Below are 16,429 nucleotides of genomic sequence, written 5' to 3'. Positions count from 1 at the left end.
GCAGTCAGCCGAACCCGTCGTGGAGCTGGATGCGGCCGGTCGGCCGTACCGCAACCCGGGCGCACCACAACGGACTCATGAGCAGCTCCCAGAGACGGGACGAACCGCGGACGTCCTGGGGTGTGGGCTGCGGTGGGTCAGAGGCGGCGCAGGACGGCGACGACCTTGCCGAGGATGGTGGCGTTGTCGCCGTTGATCGGCTCGTACGCCGGGTTGTGCGGCATCAGCCAGATCCGACCGTCCTCGCGCTTGAGCCGCTTGACGGTGGCCTCGCCGTCGATCATCGCGGCCACGATGTCGCCGTTCTCGGCGACCGGCTGGCGGCGCACGGTGACCCAGTCGCCGTCGCAGATGGCCGCCTCGATCATCGAGTCGCCGCGCACGGTGAGCGCGAACAGCTCGCCCTCGCCGACCAGTCGGCGGGGCAGCGGGAAGACGTCCTCGATGGTCTGCTCGGCCAGGATCGGGCCGCCGGCGGCGATCCGGCCCACCAAGGGGACGGGGGTGGCGTCGTACGTGGGGGCGTAGGCCGGTGTGGTGGGTGCTTGGGGCTGGTCGGCGGTGACGCGGTAGGCGCGGGGGCGCTGGGGGTCCTGGTAGAGGATGCCCTTGCGGGCGAGGGCTTTGACCTGGTGGGCGACCGAGGAGGTGCTGGACAGGCCGACGGCCTGGCCGATCTCGCGCATGGACGGCGGGTAGCCGCGGCGCTGGACGGAGTCGCGGATGACCTCGATCACCCGGCGCTGGCGCTCGGTGAGGCCGTCGGCGTCGGCGCGCACGCCCTTGGGCCGGCCGGTGGTGGCGCCGGGTGTGGGTGTGGTGGTGTCGGCCATGGTGCCCTTCCGGTGGTTCGGGTGGTGACTGTATCTCGGGTGCGGCGGTCGGTCCCCGAGGTCGCCGACGACGGCTTGGTTGATGGATCGGGGGTCATCGGAAGTCTCGGCTGCGGGTGCCGGGGGCGAGGGTGAGCGGGGTGAGGCGGGTCGCGACGAGGTTGATCGCGCCGTCGCGGCGTTCGGCGGTGCCATGGACGAGCAGGCCGGCGTTGCCGAGGGCGACACGGCGTTGGCGCTCCCAGACGTGGGGCTGGCAGATGATGTTGACGAGGCCGGTCTCGTCTTCCAGGGAGATGAACAGGACGCCGCCGGCCGTCGGTGGGCGCTGGCGGTGGGTGACCAGGCCTCCGACAGCGACCATCGTTCCGGGGGCGGCGCCGTGCTTGAAGTCGGAGGCGGTCATGGCTCCGCAGCGCTGCAGGTGCGGGCGGGCGTGCTGGACGGGGTGGGTGGTGGCGGAGGCGCCGGTGGCCCACAGGTCGGCGATGGTCTCCTCGACGGCGGTCATCTCCGGCAGGCCGGCCGGTGCGGTGAGCGCGGGGGCGGTGCCGGGCAGCATGGCGTCGCTCGTGCGGGCGAGCAGCCCTGCGGACCACAGGGCCTGGCGGCGGGTCACGCCGAGGCTTGCGAATGCTCCGGCGGTGGCGAGGGCCTCGAGGACGGGGGCGGGCAGGGCGGTGCGGCGCGCGAAGTCCTCCAGGTCGCGGTAGGGGCGGTGGGCGGCGATCGCCTCGGCCTGGTCGGGGCCGAGGCCGCGCACCGAGGCGAGCCCCAGGCGGATCGCCGGCCGGCCGGCGGCCGTCGCTTCCCCGCTGTGTCCGGGGCAGGGTTCGAGGGTGGGCCGGGGACTGCTGTGGTTGACGTCGGCGGCAAGGACGGTGACGCCGTGGCGTTTGGCGTCGGCGATCAGGGTGAGCGGGGAGTAGAAGCCCATCGGCTGGTTGGCCAGCAGGGCGCAGGTGAACGCCTCCGGGTAGTGGTGCTTGAGCCAGGCGGAGGCGTACACGAGCAGGGCGAAGCTGGCGGCGTGAGATTCGGGGAAGCCGTAGCTGGAGAACGCGTCGATCTTGGCGTAGACGTCCTCGGCGACGTCCGTGGGGATGCCGCGTTCGGCCATGCCGGCGAGCAGGCGCTCGCGCAGCTCGGCGACCCGCTGGTGGGAGCGCTTGGAGCCCATTGCCTGGCGTAGCTTGTCGGCTTCGGTGGGGGTGAAGCCGGCGCAGTCGATGGCCAGTTGCATCATCTGTTCCTGGAACAGCGGGACGCCGAGGGTCTTGGCGAGGGCGCGTTCCATCAGGGGGTGGGGGATGGTGGCTTCTTCGTGGCCGTTGCGGCGGCGGATGTACGGGTGCACGGATCCGCCTTGGATGGGGCCGGGGCGGATGAGGGCGACCTGGACGACGAGGTCGTAGAAGCGGCGCGGGCGCATGCGTGGCAGGGCGGAGGCCTGGGCACGGGATTCGACCTGGAAGACGCCGACGGTGTCGGCGCGGCAGAGCATGTCGTAGACGGCCGGGTCGTCCGGGGGGATGGTGGCGAGGTCGTAGCGGATGCCGTGGTGCTGGGCGATCAGGTCGCAGGTGTCGTGCAGGGCGGAGAGCATGCCGAGGCCGAGCAGGTCGATCTTGACCAGGCCCGCCTCGGCGACGGAGTCCTTGTCCCATTGGAGGACCGAGCGGCCGGGCATGGCGGCCCACTCGGTGGGGCACGTCTCGGCGATGGGTTCGCGCGTCAGCACCATGCCGCCGGAGTGGATGCCGAGGTGGCGGGGCAGCCCTCGCAGCTGGCCGGCGAGGTCGCGCACGTCGGCGGGCACCGGCGCGTCGGGCGGCGGCATCTCGTGCCAGCCGGTCTCGCGGGCGAACCGGTCGAGGTCCCCGGCAGCGTAGCCGAGAGCGCGGGCAGCGTCCCGGATCGCCAGTCTGGGCTGGTAGGTGATGACGTTGGCGACCTGGGCCGCGTGGTCGCGGCCGTAGGTGTCGTAGACGTACTGGATGACCTCCTCGCGGCGGCGGTGCTCGATGTCGAGGTCGATGTCCGGAGGCCCGTCCCGCTCAGGGGAGAGGAAGCGCTCGAACAGCAGGCCGTAGTGGATGGGGTCGACGGAGGTGATGCCGAGGGCGTAGCAGACGGCGGAGTTGGCAGCCGAGCCGCGGCCCTGGCACCAGATGTCGGCGCGGCGGGCGAAGTCGACGATGTCGTGGACGATGAGGAAGTAACCGGCCATGCCGAGCTGCTCGATCACCTGCAGCTCGTAGGCGACCTGCCGGTGCGCCTTCTCGTTACTGGGGTCGAAGCGGGCGGCGGCAGCGCGCAGGGTGAGCTCGCGCAGCCAGCTCGCTTCGGTGTGGCCGTCGGGGACGGGGAAGCCGGGCAACTGCGGGGAGAGGTCGCGGAAGTCGAAGGCGCAAGCGCGGGCGAGGTCGACGGTGGCCTGCTGAACGCCGGGCCAGGCGGCCAGGCGGGCCGCCATCTCGGCCGGCGAGCGCAGGTGGGCTGCGCCAGTGGCCGCGAGGTACGGCTCGGCCTCGGCCAGGGAGCGGCCCTGTCGCAGCGCGGCGAGGGTCTGGGCCAGGCGCAGCTGGGCCGGGGAGGCGTGGTGGGCGGCGGACGTGGCCACCAGGGATAGGCCGAGGCGGGCGGCGAGGTGGGCGAGAGCGTCGTTGCGGTCATCGTCCTCGGGCATCCGGTGGTCGGTGAGTTCGACGAACACGTTGTCGTAGCCGTAGCGGTCGGCCAGCGCGCGCAACTCGCGCTCTGCGCCGGCTTCGCCTTCGCTGTCCAGGGCGCGGCGTACGGCGCCTTTGCGGCATCCGGTGAGGATGGCCCAGTGGCCGTCGTGGGCGTTCGCGAGGCGGTCGCGGTCGTAGCGGGGGCGGCGTTTTTGGCCGCCGGCAAGGTGGGCGTCGCCGATGACCTTGGCGAGTCGGCGGTAGCCTTCGGCGCCGCGGGCCAGGACCAGCAGGTGCTCGCCGTCCTGGTCCGCCACGCCGGTCGGCGCGTGTTCGGCGTCCAGGGTCAGCTCGGCGCCGAACACGGTCGCGATGCCGGTGCGGCGGGCCTCGGCGGCGAACACGGCGGCCGCGTAGAGGCCGTCGTGATCGGTGACGGAGAGCGTCTCGATGCCCAGGCGGGCGGCCTCGTCGACGAGGGCCGCCGGGTCACTGGCGCCGTCCAAGAAGGAGTAGGTGGTGTGGACATGGAGTTCGGCCCAGCCCGGCCCGGACGGCGGCGAGGCAGGCCGCATCGGTGGGGCGGGCTCGGTGGGCGGTGCCGGGGCGGGGATGGGGAAGGGCACGACGGTCCGCCCGCCCGGGGCAGGCGCGCCGGCCAGGCGGCGGTGCAGCTCGCTCCACGGGGTGTGGGGGTGGTTGGTGAATCCCATCGTGCTCGTCCAGGTGGTGGTGCTTCGGTGGTGAACAGGCGGCGGGCGGCGCGGTCCGGAGGCGGTGAGTGGTTGTCAGGTGTCGTAGTCGCCCTCGATGATCCAGCGCCCGCCCGTGACGGCCAGCAGTAAAGCCCGCCCGTCGTCGACGACGACCTGCATCCGCGCGGTGCGCCGCGCCTGTTCCGGGTCCCACCAGCGCTCCTGCTCCGGCCACGGACCAGCCCAGGCCACCACCCGGCTCACGCCGCCGGGCAGAACCAGGCGCGCGGGAGCCGAGCGGACCTCGGCGCGGGCGCTCACCTCGACGTCGTGCCCGCCAGCGTCCAGCAGCCGCACCGCCGCGGGCTGCGCCGGAAGGTGGGTGGGGGACGGTGCGGGCAGCCGTCCGGGCCAGGGACCGTCCGCGCGACGCTCCTGATGGGCGTCCCCCCACGGCGTGTGCACCACCCGGTCGCCCGGGGCCCGACCGCCGGCGAGGTCGACGGTCACCGGGGCGCTGTGGCCGAGGATCGCCTGCACCCGCGCCACCGCGCGCTCCGCCCGGGCCCGCGCCTCCTGGTCGCCGTCCTCCAGGGACAGCTGGCGGCCCGGATCCTTCACCAGGCCGTCCGGGACCAGGCGCAGTGCAACCACGCCGCCGGACGCCTCGTCGAAAAGGTCGCGCTGCTGCCAGGCCTGCAGCTGCCAGCGCACCCGCTCGGCCACCGCCCCCACGGACAGCACGCCCTCGTGGCGCCAGGTGCGGGAGGCGGTGGTGCCGTCCGCGCACTCGACCTCCACGTCGACGCGCTCGCACGCCAGCCCGGCCGCCGCCAGGTGCTCGTGCAGGCGCTCCGCGAGGGCACGCGCGGTGAACACCAGCGGCTCCGCCAGCAGCACGGGCTCGTCGAACCGCTGCTCAGCTGTCAGGTCCGCCCCCGGGGGCCGGGCCACGACCGGACGGGCCTCCAGCCCGCGGGCCAGGCGATGCGCGAGCACGCCGGCCTGGCCGAAGCGGTCCGCGACGCTCGCGGTCGGCAGCGCGGCGAACTGGCCGATGGTCGCCAGCCCGAGCCGGCCCAGCAGATCGGCGAGCCGCGGCTCCCCCAGCTCCGCCACCGGATACGGCGCCAGGAACCGGGCACTCGCCCCCACGGGGACGATCTGCTGCACGCGAGCGGCCAGCCGCGCGGCGAACAACCCATCAGCGATCCCGACCCGGCACGGATGCCCCATCGCCTCGACCGCGTCCATCACCCGCTCGGCCAACGCCTCCTCACCACCGTGGAAGCGTGCCGCGCCGCCTGCGGCCAGGGCCAGCAGGCCAGGCCGCACCACCTCCAGATGCGCGGCCAGGGCGCCCACCGCATCCGCGACCGGCTCGAACGCCTGCACCTCAAGATCGGGATCCCGGTCGAAGACCTCCAGGTCCGCAACCAGGGCCTGCGCCGAGCGCAGCTTCTGCCCGCCGCGGACACCGGCCGCCCGGGCCGCGCCGCTCGCGGCGAGGATCCGGCCGCGCTCGGTCACCGCCGCCAGGCACTGCGGCTCCGGCTCCCGGCCGAGCACCGCCACCACCGGCCAGTCCGGAACCCAGCCGGCCAGCACACGCCGAACGCTCTCGCTCATGTCACACCACCGCCAGCGGGCCCCGGCCGGCGTGGGCGCGCCGCTGCGGTGCCGCCGCCGGTGCGGCGGGCCGTTCGACCAGGCGCACCGCGCCCTGCGCGTCCGGCAGCCACAGCTCCGCCCGCCGCTCCCGCGCCGCCGCGCCCCGCCCGCCGGCCACCACCGCCAGTCGCCGCGCCCGCAGCCGGCCACGCCCCTGCCCCAGCCCCTCCCAGACGCGCGAGACCACCCGCAGCCGCACCCGAGCCCCGGGCCACTCCCCCGCCACCACCACCGCGCACCCGCTGCGGCGGGCCACCGTGACCAGACGCTCGGCCACCGGGCCCGCCACCGGGGCTCCCTGCAGCAGCAGGAGGCCGAACCCGTCGGCCAGCGCCAGGGCGACCTCGGCCCGCCGTTCGCGCGGGGCGTCGACCACCACCAGGCGGCCGACGTCGACGCCGAGTTCCGCCGCCGCGAGCGCGCCGAGCCCGTCGAAACCGAGCGCCGCGCAGTACATGCCGGAGGCGGTCGCGGCGGCCGCGAGCGCGAGCGCCAGCGCGGTCGCGCCGCCGGTCACCGACACGACCGCACCCGGGCGCAGCCCCCGCTCCGGGAGCAGGCCCTCCAGGGCGGGCAGCACCGGGACCAGCGGTCCGGGACGGGACAGCTGGAGCCGGGGGGCCAGCGCTGCGAGGGTTGCTTCCACACCCCCAGCATCGAACATTCGTGCGAAGCCAGGCAAGCGGAATCGCCACTCTCACTAAATCGGTCACCCGTTCGAATGACTGTCATTACTGCAGGTCACGGACTTGCCGGTGCGGTAGTGTCCCCGCATGCCGCAGCCCCGCGGCGCGGGACGCTCATCCGAAGGAGGCCGGAACATGGGGCCCCTCGGGCGCACCTGGCGGCTGCCGTTCCCGCTCGACCTCGCCCACGTCATCGGCCCGCTCCACCGCGGTGCCCGCGACCCCGTCTCGGCATGGTCACCCGGCGAGCTGTGGCGCACCTTCCGCACCCCGGCCGGCACCGGCACCCTTCGCATCACCGCCCGCCCCGCGACCGGCGAAATCCATGCGACCGCGTGGGGCGAGGCGGCCGACTGGCTTCTCGAGCGCCTGCCGACCCTGCTCGGCGCGACCGACACCCCCGAGCAGCTCGTCCTGCCACCCGGGCCGCTGCGCGAGGCCCAGCGCCGCAACCCGGGCCTTCGCCTGTGCGCCACCGGCCTCGTCCTGGACTCCCTGATCCCCGCGATCATGGAGCAGAAGGTCACCGTTCTCGAGGCGCGGCGCGGCATGCGCTACCTCGTCCGCCGCCACGGCACCCCAGCGCCCGGGCCCCGCCCCGACCTGCGGGTAATGCCTTCGGCCCGCCAGTGGGCCGCGATCCCCAGCTGGGAATGGCACAAGGCCGGCGTCGACCCCAAGCGCGCGGCCACGATCCTGCGCGCCGTCCGCCTCGCACCGCGGCTCGAAGAAGCCTCGACCATGGCCGGCAAGCAGGCCTTCGAGCGCCTCATGACCGTGCCCGGCATCGGTATCTGGACCGCCGCCGAGACCCTCCAGCGCTCCAACGGCGACCCCGACGCCGTCTCCGTCGGCGACTACCACCTCGCCAACCACATCGGCCACTTCTTCACCGGCCGCGCCCGCAGCACCGACGAGCAGATGCTCGAACTCCTCGCCCCCTACGCGGGCCAGCGCCACCGCGTCTGCAAACTCGCCTTCCTCGCCGGCGCCAGCGCCCCACGATTCGGCCCCCGCCTCTCCCCCAACGACCACCGCAAAAGATGATCACCCCGCCGAACGGCCAGCAGGCGGGAAGGCCTGCCGCACGAGCGACACCGTCTCGGCCGGGCTCAGCCGGCGCCCGTCGTAGCCGACGGTCGCGCAGTAGGCGATGACCAGATGCATGATCGCCTGCCGGCGCAGCTCGACGGGGGCAGCGTGCCACACCTCGGCGGCGCCTTCCTCGCCGCGCTCCCACAGGGCGAGCCTCAGCGACAGGACCAGCGCAACATCGGGCTGAGCGCTCCGCGCGGTCAGCCGCAGCCGGTCGGCTGCCTCGTGCGGCGGCAGCCCGTAAGCGGGCCGGACGGCCAGGGCGGAGAGCAGTCGGCATGTGCCTTCCCACATGGCCTCGGTGCCGCGTTGCTCAAGCTGGGCGGTCAGCCATCGGGCCGCCTCGGCGTGGGCTGTTGCCACGGTGTCCTCGAGGGCAGCCGAAAGGAGGTCCTGGAGCTGGAGATCGCTGCTGCTCATCCTGGGACCGTACTGCGCCGATCGTCGCGCTGCGACGGCGGCATCCGCCGTGCTTCGCCCTGCGGATTCATTCTCGGCCGGCTGGGGAAGCCGTGACAGACTCGACGTCGTCCTGGCGGCGCCCGAGGTCGTGATGGAGGTCGCTGCCGACGTCGCCCGTGACAGCGCCGGCCGGTGGCGCCACCCCGTCCGCCCGCACCGCATCCGCACGGACATAGGCGGCCGGGACGTCCCGCTCTTCGGCGAGTAAGACCGGGATGCGCCACCCGCTTAGAACAGCAGGGCGAGTTCGCCAATCGAGACCGGCCCACCAGGTGCGGGCGCGCCCGCCGGCTCCGAGACCTTCCCTTGAACGGAGGACGTCCGCCGGACTCGAGGTGCGCACCGGCCATACAGTTCGAAGGTGGCCAGCAAGCCGCCGACCGACTTCGACGCAACCGCCGACGCGCTCTACGTCCTTGCTCCGACCGCCTTCACCGCCGCCCGAAACGAACGCGCCGACGAGGTGAAGAAGTCAGACCCGCAGCTCGCCAAGGCGATCCGTGCCCTGCACCGCCCCACAGTGGCCGCGTGGGCCGCGAACCTCCTCGCCCACCGGCACCACGACCTGGTCAGGCAGCTCATGGACCTCGGTCAAGCCCTGCGGGAAGCTCAGGAGCACCTCGCCGGCGAGCAACTGCGTGGCCTCGCCGACCAGCGCCGCCTGCTGATCCGGGCGCTGACCGAGCAGGCAAGGCGGGACGCGGCGGCGGCCGGTCACCCGCTCGCCTCGGACGCGGTCGCCGACCTCGACCGGACACTGTCCGCCGCACTCGCGGACCCGGACGCCGCCCGGGCCCTGGCCGAAGGCCGGCTGACCGCCGCCCTTGAACCGCCGCTGTGGCCGGGCGCCGCTCCCAGCAGGACGGAGGCCGGACAGCCGAACCTTTCGACCGACGTCGGCGCCAGCCCGGACACCGGCACACCGCCAGCCAGAAGGCGGCCGGCCGCGGAACGACGCTCGCACCGTGCCAGTGCCACCGACGCGCCGCCCGGCGACAGGCAGGACGCGGCCGCCCAGGCCCGGGCCGAACGCGAGTGGGAACGAAAGCGGGACAAGGCCCGGATCGCCGTGACCGCGGCCGAAACGGCCGAGCGGGAAGCCGCCGATCGGGCCGCCGAAGCCGAACGGGAGCTGCGTAGCGCCAGAGCGTCCCGGCAGCGGGCGCAGGACGAGGCCGATCGTGCCGAGGCCGCGCTCGTTCAGGCACGGGAGCGCGACGACCGTGCGCGGGACGCCCTCGCGCGGGCCGATGCCCTGGTGCGGGACACCGAGACCGCGAGCGACTCCGCCCGCGGCCGGGTGGCCCGTGCCCGGGAGGCCGCTCGGGAGACAGCCGAGCGGCACCGGCGACTGGAGAACGACTGACCGCAGAAGCCCGGCTGGACGCGGCTTGCGGGGGGTTTGGGTGGGCGGCGACCGCCCAGGCGTCCGGTAGGCCGTCGTCGTACCGCCTCCAAGCGGGGCCCAGCAGGGCGGCGACGCCCGTCGGCCCAACACCGCGTGCGGACACGCCGGTCTGGCGGCGACGCTGGCCATGACCCGCCCTCGCACCGGCTGGCGGGCGCGCCAGGTCGAAGGGAGCCCATCATGGCTCGACCCATGTGGACTGGAGTGCTCACCTTCGGCCTGGTCAGCGTGCCGGTCGCCCTGTACACCGCCACGCAGTCCCACGACGTCCACTTCCACCAGCTGCAGCGCGGCACCTCCGACCGGATCCGCAACAAGCGCGTCAACGAACGCACCGGCAAGGAAGTCGACTTCGCGGACATCGTCAAGGGCTACGAGGTCACCGAGGGCGAGTACGTCATCGTCGAACCGGACGAACTGGAGCAGATCTCCCCCGGCCGCTCGCGCACCATCGACATCGCCGGGTTCGTCGACCTCGCCGACGTCGACCCCATCTTCTTCGACCGCACCTACTACCTCGGCCCCCGCGGCAAGGAGTACCAGAAGGTCTACGCCCTCCTGGTCGAGGCCCTGGAGCACGCCGGCAAGGCCGGACTGGCCATGTTCGCGATGCGCGGCAAGGAGTACCTGACCGCCGTCCGCTCCGAAGGCGGGCTCCTGGAACTGCACACGATGCACTTCGCCGACGAGGTCCGAGACCCCCACTCCGAGGTCGGTGACCTGCCGGAGAAGGTCAAACTCTCCCCGCAGGAGGTCAAGACCGCCGAGCAACTCATCGGCATGCTCGCCATCGAGTGGAAACCCGACGAGTGGCACGACACCTACGAGGAGCAGGTCAAGAAGCTCGTCCAGGACAAGCTCGCCGGCCGCGAGATCGCCGTGTCCGCCGGGCCTGCCCCCGAGGCCACCAACGTCATCGACCTCATGGACGCCCTGCGCCGCAGCCTCGAAACCGCCCGCAAAGACGGGCCCGCCGAGGAGCCCAAGAAGACGCGCGCCGACCGGACCCCGGCCGCCCGCGCCAGCCGCTCCCCCAAGCCAACCGGTGGCAAGAAGAGCACCGCCACCAAAGCCAGCACGGCGGCGAAGACCACGAAGCGCGCCAGCGCCACCGGCAAACAGCAGCTGTCCCAGCTCACCAAGGCCGAGCTCTACAAGCGCGCCACCGACCTCGACATCCCCCATCGCTCCACCATGACCCGCGACGAGCTCCAGCACGCTCTCGAACAAGCCGGACGCTCCCAGCGGGCGGCGTCGTAACTGCAGTTGAGGCCTGAGTGGCTAAGAAGCGATCCGCAAACCCCACACGGGGCTTGGGATTAGTACGAGTGTTCGCGGGTTCCCGATTCGGGTGATCTCGACGTTGTCGCCGCATGAAGACAGGGCCCCTGTGCAGCTTGGAGGTTGTCGAGACCAAAAAGCCGCAAGGAGGCCCTGTTGCCGCTTTTGTACGCCGTCGCCGCGGTCGACGGCAACTCGGTCCCCCCAAGGTGCGACTGCTTCGCACACCGGTACGGCAACGCGGGTGACCACCGCGATCGTGTTCGCCGCTACGACAGCGACATGACCGACGCCGAGTGGGCGGCGGTGCGGGACCTGCTGCCGGTGCCGGCGTGGATGAGCGGCCGGGGCGGGCGGCCGGAGGGCTACTGCCACCGCCAACTGCTCGACGCGATCCGCTACCTCGTCGACAACGGCGTCAAATGGGCCGCGCTGCCCGCCGACTTCCCGCCCTACAAGCGGGTCCACGCCTTCTTCACCCGCTGGCGCGACACCGGCCTGCTGACCGAGTTCCACGACCGGGTGCGCGCCGCCGTCCGCACAGCGCATGGCCGAGACCCCCAGCCGACCGCGGCGGTCATCGACTCCCAGTCGGTCAAGGCCGCCGCCAGCGTGCACAGTGCGACGCGCGGCTACGACGGCGCGAAGAACATCAACGGCCGCAAGCGCCACCTGGTCGTCGACACCCTCGGCCTGCTCCTGATGATCCTGGTCACGCCCGCCGACGCCGGCGACCGAGCCACCGCCGCCGACATGCTCCCCGCACTGAAGGCCAAGTTCCGCTACCTGCGCAGGATCTGGGCCGACAGCGGCTACACCGGCGACCTCGTCACCTGGGCGAACACCAAGCTTGCCCTGATCGTCGAGATCGTCAAACGCACCGACGACCTGTCCGGGTTCCGCATCGTCCCGCGCCGCTGGGTGGCAGAAAGGACGTTCGGCTGGCTCATGCGCTCACGCCGCCTCGCCCGCGACTACGAAACCCGCACCGACAGCGCCCAGGCCATGATCCTGTGGTCCATGACCATGGTCATGAGCCGCCGCCTCGCCCGCCACCGCCGCCGGGCCCGCAGTGTCACCCCGCGGCCTGGGGCCGGCGCCGCGGCATGAACCGGCTCCCGGAACCGTCGACCTCCAGCCAGCCCCGCTCCACCAGCCGCCGAGCTTTCTGCCGCAGGTTCTCCGTCACCGCAGCGACCGGCTCCCGGCCGACCGCGACCGCCACCTCCCGCATGGTCAAGCCGACACCACCCTCCCCACCCGACTCCACCGCCTCCACCAGGCGCCGGTAGTCCGGCGCCAACGCGTCCACCGGATCCAGCCCCTCCCGCCACACCGGCACCACCGCCCCCTTCTGCGGCACCCGCACCCCCGCCTGCGCCGGCTCCACGGCATCCTCGGCCGGGGCGAGCGCCTCGGCCAGCTCCTCCACCGCCACCACCCGACGCTCCAACACCACCCTCGCCGACCTCAGCTCACCCTCCAGGCGCTCCAACTCGGTCTCCAGATCCTCCACCCGCACCCGAGCGGCCTCCCGACGCTCCTCCAGCAACCCCAGCGGCGACGGCGGCATCACACACTCCGTTCCGACCTCGACAACCCGACACCGAAACCCTGCCGCCCAACCCCGCACACCCAAGCCTGAACAGCGAAAAGTCATACGCCGCAAGCGGATTGCGGACGCCTTCTAAACGACATCGAGGAGCGACTGCAAAATTTCGCGGACCTGCGCGGTGTCAGCGCCGGGGGGAATTGTCCGCACGCTGTCCGGGCTGGATTCGACCATGGCGACCGCCCTCGCGTCGGCGGGCAGGAGGCCCAGGAACCAGGCGGCGGTATCGGCCCACAGGTCCGCGTCCCCGTCGTCCAGAACCAGGTGGCCGCGTTCGAAGTACGCACCGTGCCGACTCTCGCCTGCCAGCTCGACGTAGAAGGAGACGTAGTTCTTGCCGGTGGTCGGCGAATGCTCCTGCCCGGCCTGCAGGTCCGGGAAGCGGGCACGAAGGTGGTCTTCGGCTTCCAGCGGCGACAGGGCCCAGGTGGTCCCTGGCGCCGCGCCGAGGTGGATGGTGTCCAAATCAGCCTTCTTCGGTTGAGGGCGGCGGGGGCATCGTAATGACACGTACGTTGCTCTTCACGTGGTTCTTGGCGGCCAGGTACTGCCAGTAGCCGACCGTCGCGTCGTCAGGGGTGTCGATCTCAAGGTACTGGGCATGGTTGGCGGGATTGTCGATGGCGAGCTTGTAGCGCCTGATCTCGTCGTCGTCCTTGTCCAGCATCCATCCGGTCCGGAAGTCGTCTTCCTGAATGCCCTTCAGCGACCGCGGACTGCAGCCCTGTTTGCGGACGTTCTTGGCATCGATGAACGCACCGTCGGCCGGCCGGAATCCGTCCGCCCAGACGCTCTCCGTACCGTCGGCGCTCTTGGCGTTTCGCTCAGGCTTACCCGCGGCGTACACCTGGTAGGCGCGGTCATCCGCCGTGCCGTAGTTCGGCGGACGCTCGGGCAGCCCCTCGATCCATGTCTTGGCGGCCATCTGCTGCGCCGCGTCGTACAGCGGGTACGCCGGCGGTTTGGGCGGGGGAACCGGACCCACCAGAGGGTTGGCGAACGGGCTCTGCCCAGCTGCACCCGTCGCCCCGTCCGGCTGCTGCCCGGCTGGGTCGGGCGGAGTCGCCGCGCTCGCCGAATCGACACCCGTCACCGCGGTCGCCGCCGCGGCCGTTCCGGCGAGCACCACCAGCCGCGACGCCAGGGAAGAGACGATCGCTTCGGCCTCCGCGACGGCGGCGGCCGCGGCCAGCTCTGCCTCGGCGGTGGCGAGCGCCTCGGCGGCGAGCGCCGCGTCCGCCGCCAAGGCCGCGTCGGCACCGGCGGCAGCCGCGTCCGAGGCGCCGAAGGTGAAGAACGTGAGGATCACCCCGGTCGTGGTGATGATGCCTGCGGCGGTCCCGAGCCCGATCAGCGTGTCCTGGCACGTCTCGATCGCCTGCGCGTACTGCTCGCAGATCGCTTGCAGCTCCCGGCAGGCCGACGAGATGTTCACCATCAGCGGCTGCGATGCCGACACGGCCGTCCCGCCAGGCGGGCACGGGTCGTACACCGTGGCGGCGTACGACTTGAAGCCTTCGAATGCCGGGCCGGTGCACTTCGCCATCACATCTGCGACATGCTGGCCGGCGTTGCGCTGGGCCGTGTCAATGACCGACGCGCACTCCGCCCACACCTGGGCCGCGCTGCGCAGGCGCTTCGGGTCGCCCTGGGGCCAGAACTTGCCGATCACCGGGATCTCGTGGACTTCTTTCGAGCCGGTGACCATCGGAAGGCTGTTGTGCGCCTCGCTCTCGTCGCACTGTTGGGCGCCCTTGGCCAGCGGTGCCGACGTGTTGATCTTCCCGGTGAATGCGGCGGCCACCGAGTCCTGGACGGCCAGGTAGTTGGCGGCCATCGTCAGCAGGCGGCTAGAGATCGTCGCCATGCCCTGCCCGGCGGTCCCGATCGCCTTGACCACGCTCTTGGCCGCCGGTTCGTACTTCTTCGCGAAGCTGTGGGCGATCGTGTCGTCGCCAGCCATCCCCGCCGAGGAGGCAAGGTCGCCCGCCACGCCCGAAGCGATGTTGTAAACGAAGTCCTTCGATCCGAGGAACTTCAGCGACGCCCGGAACACCACGTCCGGGTCGACCTCGAACCCTCCCCCTGGAGCCGTGTCAGCCACGCTCACTCCTCCCCCAAAGCAGCAGCCAGCCTACCTTCGCGCACCGTCGTGCTGACCCACGACGACCTCGTCGATCTCCCGCTCGCGACCTGGCTGGCCTCCAGCATGGTCTGGCGCAGCAACATGTACGGACGGGCGCCAGCGGAGCTGCGAGGAGCAGGTCAAGCAGCTTGTCCAGGACAAGATCGCCGACCGCGAGATCGCCGTCTCCGCCGGACCCGCGCCCGAGGCCACCAACGTCGTCGACCTCATGGGCGCCCTGCGCCGCAGCCTCGAAACCGCCCGCAAGGACGGGCCCGCCGGGGAACCGAAGAAGTCCTCCGGCCGAACAGCCGCCCGCATCAGTCACTCCCCCAAACAGACCGGCGGCAAGAAAAGCACTTCCCCCAAGGCCGCCACCGGGAAGACCACGGCAAAGCGCGCCAGTGCCACCGGCAAGCAGCAGCTGTCGCAGCTCACCAAGGCCGAGCTCTACAAGCGCGCCACCGACCTCGACATCCCGCACCGCTCCCCCATGACGCGCGACGAGCTCCAGCACGCCCTCGAGCACGCTGGCCGGCCACGACGCAAGGCGTCCTGACTTCCGGCAGCTGCCGTCAAAGTCGCTGGTACGCCGGATCTGGTCTGGGCGGAGTCTGCCCGCCGTCCCGGCCCCGGGGGGCGCGCCGGATGGCTACCATCTGCTGATGGTCGATCACGAGACGGCGTTTCAGTCCCTGGACGGTACCGCGCTCTTCGGCACAGTGTGCGCCACCAGGACGCGCGGCCCTGCCGCGGTACTCGTGCACGGGTCGGGTGTGACCCGGGAGGAGGGCGGGTTCTTCACGCGCCTGGCTGCCGGATTGGCCGCCTCAGGGGGGACCAGCCTGCGGTTCGACCTGCGGGCTCACGGGGCCAGCGGCGGGCGCGAGTCGGAGCTGACGATCGCCTCGGTGACCAATGACATCCGGGCGGCCAGCGACCATCTGCGCGCGCGGGCCGGCCGACCCGGTCCGGTGAACGTGATCGCCGCCTCGTTCTCGGGCGGTGCTGCCGCGCTGCACGCCGCCCACCGGCCCGGCGACGTCGACAAGCTGGTGCTGCTGAACCCGCGGCTGGACTACAAGGAGCGGTACGTCACCTCCCGGCCAGGCTGGTCGGACGATTACCTGCCCGGGGAGATGGCGGTGCGGCTGGAGGAGCAGGGCTTTACCGAGAAGTCGCCGTTCGAGCTGAACCGGGCCCTGCTGAACGAGGTCTTCTACCTGGACACTCCGAGCATTCTGGCCGGGGTGCGGGCGCCGGTGCTGATGGTGCACGGTACCGCGGACACCTTCGTGCCCGTAGAGTCCTCCCGCCGACACCGGGTGATGTTCGGCGGCCGGTGGAACTGGTGGAGCTGGACGGCGCCCAGCACGGCTTCGCTGTCCACGACGACCCTCAGTACCTGCATCCACAGTCGCAAGTCTGGCAGCGCGAGGTGATCGAGCACGTGAGCGCCTTCGTCGCCGGTTAGACGGCGGCCAGCTCGCCGAGGCGCCGGCGGAACTCTCGTACGGCGGGGCGCCCGGCGTACGGCGCGAGGTCGGCGGCGGTGCGGTGGAGTTCGGCGAGAGCCTGCCCGAAGCGTGCGCCCGCGGCCAGGCTGAGGGCTTCCTGGGCGGCGGTGGCGGCCTCGTCCGGTTCACCGGCCGCGACCAGGGCGCCGGAGTACTGGGCGGTGAAGAACGCGCGGTCGCGGGGCGCGAACACCCTGGTGGTGAGGTGCTCGCGGAAGAGGCTGACGGCCCGTTCGCTCCGGCCGGCCTCGCGGTAGCAGATCGCGCTCTGCATGAGACGGCCATGGTCGAGTGCAGTGTCTTCAACTCCTGCTCGTTGCGGACAGGCCCGCGGCCCAAAGTCCTGGGAGATTGGTCAGTCTTCGGGCC

Annotated in this window: 15 protein-coding genes; 6 read left to right on the top strand and 9 right to left on the bottom strand. The window is 72.3% G+C overall.

Going from position 1 to position 16,429, the window contains the following annotated elements; all coding sequences use genetic code 11:
* Nucleotides 1-137: 137 nt before the first annotated feature.
* The 4 genes from lexA to imuA' form a co-directional block, all read right to left on the bottom strand.
* Nucleotides 138-833, bottom strand: coding sequence for a transcriptional repressor LexA (gene lexA, locus HS99_RS04505; protein ID WP_046386175.1), 696 nt, complete (start codon nt 831-833; stop codon nt 138-140).
* A 94-nt stretch (nt 834-927) separates the two neighbouring features.
* Nucleotides 928-4,221 (bottom strand): error-prone DNA polymerase, encoded by a 3,294-nt coding sequence (locus HS99_RS04500; RefSeq protein ID WP_030557488.1) that lies wholly within the window; start codon nt 4,219-4,221, stop codon nt 928-930.
* Nucleotides 4,222-4,296: 75 nt separating this feature from the next.
* Complete coding sequence (locus tag HS99_RS04495) at nt 4,297-5,832, bottom strand: DNA polymerase Y family protein (protein ID WP_030557490.1); 1,536 nt, start codon at nt 5,830-5,832, stop codon at nt 4,297-4,299.
* A 1-nt stretch (nt 5,833) separates the two neighbouring features.
* Nucleotides 5,834-6,520 (bottom strand): DnaE2-dependent mutagenesis accessory factor ImuA', encoded by a 687-nt coding sequence (gene imuA', locus HS99_RS04490; RefSeq protein WP_051835644.1) that lies wholly within the window; start codon nt 6,518-6,520, stop codon nt 5,834-5,836.
* 175 nt (nt 6,521-6,695) lie between these two features.
* Here imuA' and HS99_RS04485 point away from each other — a divergent pair, with 175 nt between their 5' ends.
* Entirely contained in the window at nt 6,696-7,607 is a 912-nt protein-coding gene (locus tag HS99_RS04485; RefSeq protein WP_030557492.1) for a DNA-3-methyladenine glycosylase family protein, read from the top strand.
* Here the strand turns inward: HS99_RS04485 and HS99_RS04480 are convergent, their stop codons facing one another.
* Entirely contained in the window at nt 7,608-8,075 is a 468-nt protein-coding gene (locus tag HS99_RS04480; RefSeq protein WP_030557494.1) for a hypothetical protein, read from the bottom strand.
* Between the two features lie 403 nt (nt 8,076-8,478).
* Here HS99_RS04480 and HS99_RS04475 point away from each other — a divergent pair, with 403 nt between their 5' ends.
* The 3 genes from HS99_RS04475 (at nt 8,479) to HS99_RS04465 (ending at nt 11,916) form a co-directional block, all read left to right on the top strand.
* Nucleotides 8,479-9,483, top strand: a complete 1,005-nt coding sequence (locus tag HS99_RS04475; protein ID WP_052743476.1) for a hypothetical protein — start codon at nt 8,479-8,481, stop codon at nt 9,481-9,483.
* 222 nt (nt 9,484-9,705) lie between these two features.
* On the top strand, nt 9,706-10,785 hold the full coding sequence (gene ku, locus HS99_RS04470; RefSeq protein ID WP_030557498.1) for a non-homologous end joining protein Ku: 1,080 nt from the start codon (nt 9,706-9,708) through the stop codon (nt 10,783-10,785).
* A gap of 177 nt (nt 10,786-10,962) precedes the next feature.
* Nucleotides 10,963-11,916, top strand: a complete 954-nt coding sequence (locus HS99_RS04465) for an IS5 family transposase (RefSeq protein ID WP_046386393.1) — start codon at nt 10,963-10,965, stop codon at nt 11,914-11,916.
* Here HS99_RS04465 and HS99_RS04460 read toward each other — a convergent pair.
* The 3 genes from HS99_RS04460 to HS99_RS44600 form a co-directional block, all read right to left on the bottom strand.
* Nucleotides 11,882-12,379, bottom strand: a complete 498-nt coding sequence (locus HS99_RS04460; RefSeq protein WP_030557500.1) for a hypothetical protein — start codon at nt 12,377-12,379, stop codon at nt 11,882-11,884. The two genes, HS99_RS04465 and HS99_RS04460, sit on opposite strands and share 35 nt — an antisense overlap.
* 114 nt (nt 12,380-12,493) lie before the next feature.
* Nucleotides 12,494-12,883, bottom strand: coding sequence for a hypothetical protein (locus HS99_RS04455; RefSeq protein ID WP_030557501.1), 390 nt, complete (start codon nt 12,881-12,883; stop codon nt 12,494-12,496).
* 1 nt (nt 12,884) lies between these two features.
* Nucleotides 12,885-14,522, bottom strand: a complete 1,638-nt coding sequence (locus tag HS99_RS44600) for a restriction endonuclease fold toxin-2 domain-containing protein (RefSeq protein WP_030557502.1) — start codon at nt 14,520-14,522, stop codon at nt 12,885-12,887.
* 250 nt (nt 14,523-14,772) lie between these two features.
* Between HS99_RS44600 and HS99_RS04445 the strand changes: the two genes are divergently transcribed.
* Together HS99_RS04445 and HS99_RS04440 are read left to right on the top strand one after the other, a co-directional pair.
* On the top strand, nt 14,773-15,102 hold the full coding sequence (locus tag HS99_RS04445) for a hypothetical protein (protein ID WP_030557503.1): 330 nt from the start codon (nt 14,773-14,775) through the stop codon (nt 15,100-15,102).
* Between the two features lie 106 nt (nt 15,103-15,208).
* On the top strand, nt 15,209-15,985 hold the full coding sequence (locus HS99_RS04440) for an alpha/beta hydrolase (protein WP_232543302.1): 777 nt from the start codon (nt 15,209-15,211) through the stop codon (nt 15,983-15,985).
* A gap of 28 nt (nt 15,986-16,013) precedes the next feature.
* Here the strand turns inward: HS99_RS04440 and HS99_RS04435 are convergent, their stop codons facing one another.
* On the bottom strand, nt 16,014-16,334 hold the full coding sequence (locus HS99_RS04435) for a hypothetical protein (RefSeq protein ID WP_030557505.1): 321 nt from the start codon (nt 16,332-16,334) through the stop codon (nt 16,014-16,016).
* Nucleotides 16,335-16,429: the final 95 nt, after the last annotated feature.

This window comes from Kitasatospora aureofaciens, assembly GCF_001188955.3.
In the GTDB taxonomy this organism is placed as follows: Bacteria; Actinomycetota; Actinomycetes; order Streptomycetales; family Streptomycetaceae; genus Kitasatospora; species Kitasatospora aureofaciens.
This window is presented reverse-complemented; position numbering and strand designations above follow the sequence as displayed.

Bases quoted from the DNA above. Each gene is read 5' to 3' on its own strand.
- HS99_RS04445 (WP_030557503.1), top strand. From the start codon at position 14,773: ATGGGCGCCCTGCGCCGCAGCCTCGAAACCGCCCGCAAGGACGGGCCC.
- ku (WP_030557498.1), top strand. From the start codon at position 9,706: ATGGCTCGACCCATGTGGACTGGAGTGCTCACCTTCGGCCTGGTCAGC.
- HS99_RS04460 (WP_030557500.1), bottom strand. From the start codon at position 12,379: ATGCCGCCGTCGCCGCTGGGGTTGCTGGAGGAGCGTCGGGAGGCCGCT.
- HS99_RS04480 (WP_030557494.1), bottom strand. From the start codon at position 8,075: ATGAGCAGCAGCGATCTCCAGCTCCAGGACCTCCTTTCGGCTGCCCTC.
- lexA (WP_046386175.1), bottom strand. From the start codon at position 833: ATGGCCGACACCACCACACCCACACCCGGCGCCACCACCGGCCGGCCC.
- HS99_RS04440 (WP_232543302.1), top strand. From the start codon at position 15,209: ATGGTCGATCACGAGACGGCGTTTCAGTCCCTGGACGGTACCGCGCTC.
- HS99_RS04435 (WP_030557505.1), bottom strand. From the start codon at position 16,334: ATGCAGAGCGCGATCTGCTACCGCGAGGCCGGCCGGAGCGAACGGGCC.
- HS99_RS04500 (WP_030557488.1), bottom strand. From the start codon at position 4,221: ATGGGATTCACCAACCACCCCCACACCCCGTGGAGCGAGCTGCACCGC.
- HS99_RS04495 (WP_030557490.1), bottom strand. From the start codon at position 5,832: ATGAGCGAGAGCGTTCGGCGTGTGCTGGCCGGCTGGGTTCCGGACTGG.
- HS99_RS04485 (WP_030557492.1), top strand. From the start codon at position 6,696: ATGGGGCCCCTCGGGCGCACCTGGCGGCTGCCGTTCCCGCTCGACCTC.